Source organism: Yoonia sp. (genome assembly GCF_036007805.1).
Taxonomy (GTDB): domain Bacteria; phylum Pseudomonadota; class Alphaproteobacteria; order Rhodobacterales; family Rhodobacteraceae; genus Yoonia.
Window position 1 is genome coordinate 1 of the sequence record NZ_DASYOK010000121.1, and the last position, 5,396, is coordinate 5,396.

Here is a 5,396-nt window from a genome sequence, read left to right on the forward strand (position 1 = left end):
CGCGCTGTAGGGTCGGCTCATTGGCGTTGACGAGGCTGGCATTGATAGCCTTGAGGCGCCGATGTTTTGAGTTAGCCACGGGGATGGGTTGATCCGGCCCCCTTCCCTTTGGCGCCTTGAAACCGATGATGCCCGTCAGAAAGCCTTTCTTCGTCATGGCTTGCCCTCCAATTCCGCAAGGCGGGCGCGAAGTTCTGCGTTCTCGCGCACCAACCGCCGCGCCGTGACTTCATGGCGCCGCAATTCCTTGCCGAGTTCCGTCATCTCGCCTGCGCTTGACATTTCGCATTCGATGTCATCGGACAGATAGTCAATCAGCGCTTCATCCTCGCGGCGGCTCATGTCCGCACCCACATCTTGACCGGCTTGCCGCTGTCTGTGCGCGTCCGCCCCGCCTCGACAATCAACCCGCGCTCGGCCATCTGGCGCATGATGTGCGCGACCGTCTGGCGATTTGCTGCGAGGGCGTCGGCAACCTCAAACGGGGCTTTCGGTGTATCCAGCACGGCGTAAATCCTCGCGCGGTTGTCATAGCCCTGCACCTTGGCGTTGACCCATTCGTCAGGGGTCTGCTCGACACGCGACCACAGTTTCGGCGCGTAGCCTCCTGCCGCCTGCCACTCCTCCGGCGTCTCGCAATCAACGCGGCCTTCAATTTGCAACTTTTGCAAAACCTCCCGCGCGTATTGCGTTCTGTATCCAATCACATCCGCGACTTGTGCGGCTGTCATTTTGCCATGAAGTGCGGCCATAACCTTTTCGCGTGATATGCGGCCCTTTTCGGCCTGCATGTGCACAGCCTCGTACGCCTTTACCGCACGATCCCACAGCTTCGCTGGCAGGCGACCATTGACGCGGCCGGGCTGCATTGACGTAACAGCCCCGTTCCGCTCCATCAGGTTCAGCATCCGAATGACGCCCGACACGTCCTTGCCCCGCTTTTCAGCAAGTTGATTTGCGGTCATTGGCTCGGTCATCATGTCAAACAAGAGGTTTTGCGCGTCAGTCTGGCGGCTGCTGGCTTTGCGGGTTTCGGGAAGGCGCAACTCTGCCTTTGGCCCCTCAGTCACATTCGCAGGCTGTGCAGGGGTTGAGCGTGTTGCTCTCATTGCATTGATGGGCGCATGAACCTGCCGCCGCGCTATATCGCGGGCCTTGTCTGCGTAATCGTCTGCCGTGGCAAATATGTCCTCGTATCTTGCTGGCCTGATTTTGCTTTGAAGTGTAATCGCGTTCATCGTGGTCTATCCTTCTATAACTACTGTTGTAATTGCCAACTGGTGAGCGTCTGAGCAAAAGGCATAGGACGACCAGCCCCAGCCAAAGCTGAGGTTGGTCCCCATGCCTCCGCGATCTTGCCAGCCGGAGCCGCGCCGTCGCTTTGGCCCTGAAAGTCGCTGCATCTGCGCAATCAGGTTGGCCGCTACTTTCGGGGCTGTGATGCTGCCCCGGGAACCACGCTTCGGCCTTTCGGACTGCGTTTGGCATGAGGTTCCGCCCCACGGTATGCCATCCTTCCATTGCGCCGCCGTCTCGTGTCTGTCCGACCGCAATAGAGGTCCTGCGCTTTGGTGACGGGCAGGAACCGCGCTGATATGTGTCATGGCGGCGCGGCCTCCTTCTGTACGCGCCCTAGGAAGCCGTCCTTTGCTGTCTGGGGCATAGTCTCCCACAAAGCCCAGAACAGGCGCTTACGGGCGCGCTCTGCGAATGTGACGCGGGGAATGCGGTGAAGTGCGGCGGCGATGTAAATCTCCAACTCCGCAGGCGTTGCTACGTCCGCCCAGAAAGCCGCATCTTCGCGCATGTTGCTAAACAGGTCATAGCGCGGCGCACCGCCTGCAACGGTATCCAGCGCGGCGCAAAGGGCCTCCCCGATAGCCTGCCGCCCGCCTTGCTGCGCCTGGGCAATTTCAACCGCTGCCATAAGGTGCATTTTCATCGCCTCACAGGCTGGCGTAATAATCTCGTGCTTGCTCATGCTGCCCCCCGCTTGCTTTGCTTGCGGAACCGCTTAACTTCGCGCTCTGCTAGGGAATACGCGGCCACATCAGCGGCGCGCGGGATCGGCATGTCATACCAGCCGAACGGCAGCTTGGCTGTCGGGTATACGCCGCGCCAGATCCCCGCGGCCCACTTGCGCGCGGCATCCTCGCCCTTGCGGGTGTGGTCAACGGCATAGGACAACGCGCCCTCGTAAACCTTGCGCGGCTCTTTCAGGCAATCCGCCCGCAAGCCCGAGCGGGGCTGCATGGCGTCGTGCATGCTGAACTGTTGCAACTCGCCCTCGACCACATGAACGCCGGAACGGGCTGGCTTTTCAAAGCCGCAGACCGTGCATGTCGGACCGCGCATCGCGCCGCTGCATGACGGGCAAACAACCTTTTCGCGCTGCACCTCATTGCGTTCGCGGGGCTGGCTGTCGCGCTTAGTGGCCTTGTCCAGTTCGCCCGCGCCGTTCTCCCAAACGTCATAGGTTTCCATCGCAAAACGCTCGACATTGCCGGAATGACACAGCCAAAGAGCCAGCGACTTGTCAGGATGCGTCCGCATAATGCGGCCAATTTCCTGCATGTGGCTGGACAGGCTCTTGCGATAGGGCTTGCAGGATATGCCGACCTTAACGTCTGGAACGTCAAAGCCCTTTGTCAGAACGCCGCAAGACACAAGCCCCATGATTTGACTGTTAGGCTTGCGAAACTCTGCGATTTTCTCTGCCCGCTCGCTGTCATCGCGGTCCAGATAACTAATCTGCTGGAAATTGTATCCAGCGGCTCGAAATGCGGCGCAAAGTTCGCGGCCATGCTCGACCGTGGGGCTAAATACGATTGTCTTGGCGGGTCCGCCGAAATGCTCATTGGTCTTGCCAACCCATTCCGAGACAACATCGCCAATGATTTGAATGCCCGCGGTTGCGGCGCTTGCGTCCGAAAATTCGCCGTAGCTGTTCAATCCAAGTTCCGCATCCTCTGGGGATTTCGCAACATAGATTTTAGGCTCAATCAGGTGTCCGCCTTCGATCAGGCGTCGCGTCGGGATCACGTTGACAACATCATCCCAATGATCGCCCATGCCCTTGGTAAACGGGGTTGCGGTCAACCCTATTTTCACGGCGTCGGGGTGCTTCTCCATGTATTGCAGGGTCGCTTTGTATTGAGCATGGCACTCGTCCACAACAATCAGCGACGGCGCGCGCGGAAGGCTACGCTTTGCCAAGGTTTGCGCGCTGCAAACCTGCACGTTCTCGTAAGGCATCCAGCGGTCATTGATGCCCTGCACGATGCCGTGCGGGATGCCGTATTCATCAAAGACTGCGCTTGTCTGGTCCACCAGTGCCACGCGATCGACAATGAAAAGCGCATAGCTGCCCTTGCGGCTTGCTTCTCTCAAGAGGTGCGCGGCGGTCAGCGTCTTGCCAGCGCCCGTCCCTGCGCAGAGAATGAGGCGCTTCTTTCCGCCCCGTATGGCGTCTCGCAAGCCGTCAATCGCAGATGCCTGATAATCTCGCAGGCTAATATCCTTCGGAGGTGTGAAATTCAGCATCCCATCACCTCCGCATATGCGTCACGCTCTGCGCTGGCACGATCCTGCCCGCCGTCATATTCTCGAATAGCTGCCCGCTCTTCAAAGGCGTCATATTCGGGCCAAACCTCCAACATCAGTGCTTGGCGGTTGCTCTTGATCCACTCCATTGCAGCGTCGTCCAGCCGCCCGCGCCGGATCACGATATTCCACTCTTTGCGGGTGACTTGCCCGCCCTTAGAGCGGATGCGGTCCAGTATCGGGGTCACAGCGTCACCTCCTGCGATTGCAGGCTTTTCAGCGCGGCGTCCCGCTCCTTTTTCACGGCGAAAAGCTGGCGATGGAAGGCGTCACGATCCTCTAGCGCCTTCCACTTTGCGTTTTCGGCATTGTTCACCGATGCTTGCAGGCGGCGGATCACGGCGTCTTTGTCGTCGTCTTGGAAGTCGCGCAGCTTGGCCTTGAGGGCTTTCACCTCCGCCTCTGCCGCTTTGCGCTTGGCCTTTTCCTCGTCCAGATCGGCGCGCAAGCCGTTTGCCAGATCAAGCAACGCCTCCTCGGTCAGCTTTGCATATCCGTAGGTGTCAGGCTCTTGATCCGGCTCCTCGGAGGTGGTGACCTGTTCTTGATCGGGTTTTGATCCGCTGCCGATATTGGCGGTGTTTTGCTCATAGGTTGTGCCGTTTCGCGTCACAGTGCGAGTCGCATCTTGTGACCGATCACATGATGCCTCCTTGGTGAGCCTATTCACATATTCACGGCTCACACCGCAGGTTTTCGCTATGTCCACCTGCGACCACTTCGACCACTCCGTATCATTCAACAGCACCATCACGGCGCGGCGCTTGTCGTCATTGGTGCGGCGCAGACCGTGCGATGCGTTGGCCCCTACGCTGAAAAGCACCGCGTCACGCTGCGAACCCTGCCGGATGTCGGCGTCAATCTCATAGATGCGCGCAAGGCTTGCGGCTTGGTAGCGATGAAAGCCATCGGCCAGCCAATAATCCGAACCATCGTGAAAGACGACGATAGGCGGGAATGCCGCGCCATCGGCCATAGCTTCGGAATAGTCATGGACAATATCAGGGTTGATCGCAGCGCGGGATTGCGTCCCACCGTTCACGCGAACATTGGCAATATTGATCTTGCTCATTTGCTACCGCCCGACTTATCAGCCAAAGCGCGCGCAAGTTCCGCGATTGATTTCCATGTGTTCTTAGTGTGTTCGCTTGCGGAATCACCGCACGGGCGTATATTGGCGTGATTAGCCACTGCTCGATCCTCCTTATCAGGGTCGCTATGGTTAGAGGGGTCGGAGTGTTGCAAGCACCCGGCCCTTCGCTCATTTAAACTGGCATTTTTCGATGATAAAGGCAAGGCGTCATTCCTTGTTTTCATAAGTTATCGCACTGATTTCTATGATAATTTGCCCCAGCTTGCGCACCTCCGCAAAGCGGTCAGGAAAGCGGCAGCGGAACAGCTTATCGTCGCACCCCATTGCCTGCGCGATGCCGTCAATCGCGGCCTTGCACATGCCCGGTAGGTTCTGCACATCGTGCCGATTGTTTGGCGGGTGAAAGGTAAACGTCAGCACCGCGTGAGGGTCTGTTGCCACCTTCGCAGCCTTTGCCAGCGTCCAAGCCTCGGTCTTGTGTGATGCTGTTGCCCGCGCCTTGGCCGCCCAATGGACGCGGCTATTCTGTGACAGATCGCGGGAAGGCCATGAAAGGGTGAGCGTTGTCATATCAGCTTCCCTTGCCCATCATCGCTGCGCGGTTTCGGTTGCACACTCTTAGTGCGCGGCTTTTCACTAGGTCCATCACGTCGCGCGAAGGCGTCCGGCTCGTGGGTGCTGCAATACGGCAGGCTTCCCC

General features: G+C 58.7%; 7 protein-coding genes. All 7 read right to left on the bottom strand.

All coding sequences use genetic code 11. The features are described from left to right. Nucleotides 1–153: 153 nt before the first annotated feature. Nucleotides 154–342: a hypothetical protein gene (locus VGP75_RS06750; protein ID WP_327542924.1), complete on the bottom strand. Its 189-nt coding sequence runs from the start codon at nucleotides 340–342 to the stop codon at nucleotides 154–156. After that, nucleotides 339–1,238: a hypothetical protein gene (locus VGP75_RS06755; RefSeq protein ID WP_327542925.1), complete on the bottom strand. Its 900-nt coding sequence runs from the start codon at nucleotides 1,236–1,238 to the stop codon at nucleotides 339–341. The genes VGP75_RS06750 and VGP75_RS06755 overlap by 4 nt, the downstream gene beginning before the upstream one ends. A 362-nt stretch (nucleotides 1,239–1,600) precedes the next feature. Continuing rightward, nucleotides 1,601–1,981 (bottom strand): hypothetical protein, encoded by a 381-nt coding sequence (locus VGP75_RS06760; protein ID WP_327542926.1) that lies wholly within the window; start codon nucleotides 1,979–1,981, stop codon nucleotides 1,601–1,603. Further along, nucleotides 1,978–3,543 carry a DEAD/DEAH box helicase gene (locus VGP75_RS06765; protein WP_327542927.1) on the bottom strand — a complete coding sequence of 522 codons (1,566 nt, stop codon included), beginning with the start codon at nucleotides 3,541–3,543 and terminating at the stop codon, nucleotides 1,978–1,980. The genes VGP75_RS06760 and VGP75_RS06765 overlap by 4 nt, the downstream gene beginning before the upstream one ends. After that, nucleotides 3,537–3,791, bottom strand: a complete 255-nt coding sequence (locus VGP75_RS06770; RefSeq protein WP_327542928.1) for a hypothetical protein — start codon at nucleotides 3,789–3,791, stop codon at nucleotides 3,537–3,539. The genes VGP75_RS06765 and VGP75_RS06770 overlap by 7 nt, the downstream gene beginning before the upstream one ends. After that, a complete protein-coding gene (locus VGP75_RS06775) occupies nucleotides 3,788–4,675 on the bottom strand; it encodes a ParB N-terminal domain-containing protein (protein ID WP_327542929.1) in 888 nt (295 codons plus the stop codon). The genes VGP75_RS06770 and VGP75_RS06775 overlap by 4 nt, the downstream gene beginning before the upstream one ends. A 228-nt stretch (nucleotides 4,676–4,903) precedes the next feature. Beyond that, complete coding sequence (locus VGP75_RS06780; RefSeq protein ID WP_327542930.1) at nucleotides 4,904–5,266, bottom strand: hypothetical protein; 363 nt, start codon at nucleotides 5,264–5,266, stop codon at nucleotides 4,904–4,906. Between the last annotated feature and the right edge of the window lie 130 nt (nucleotides 5,267–5,396).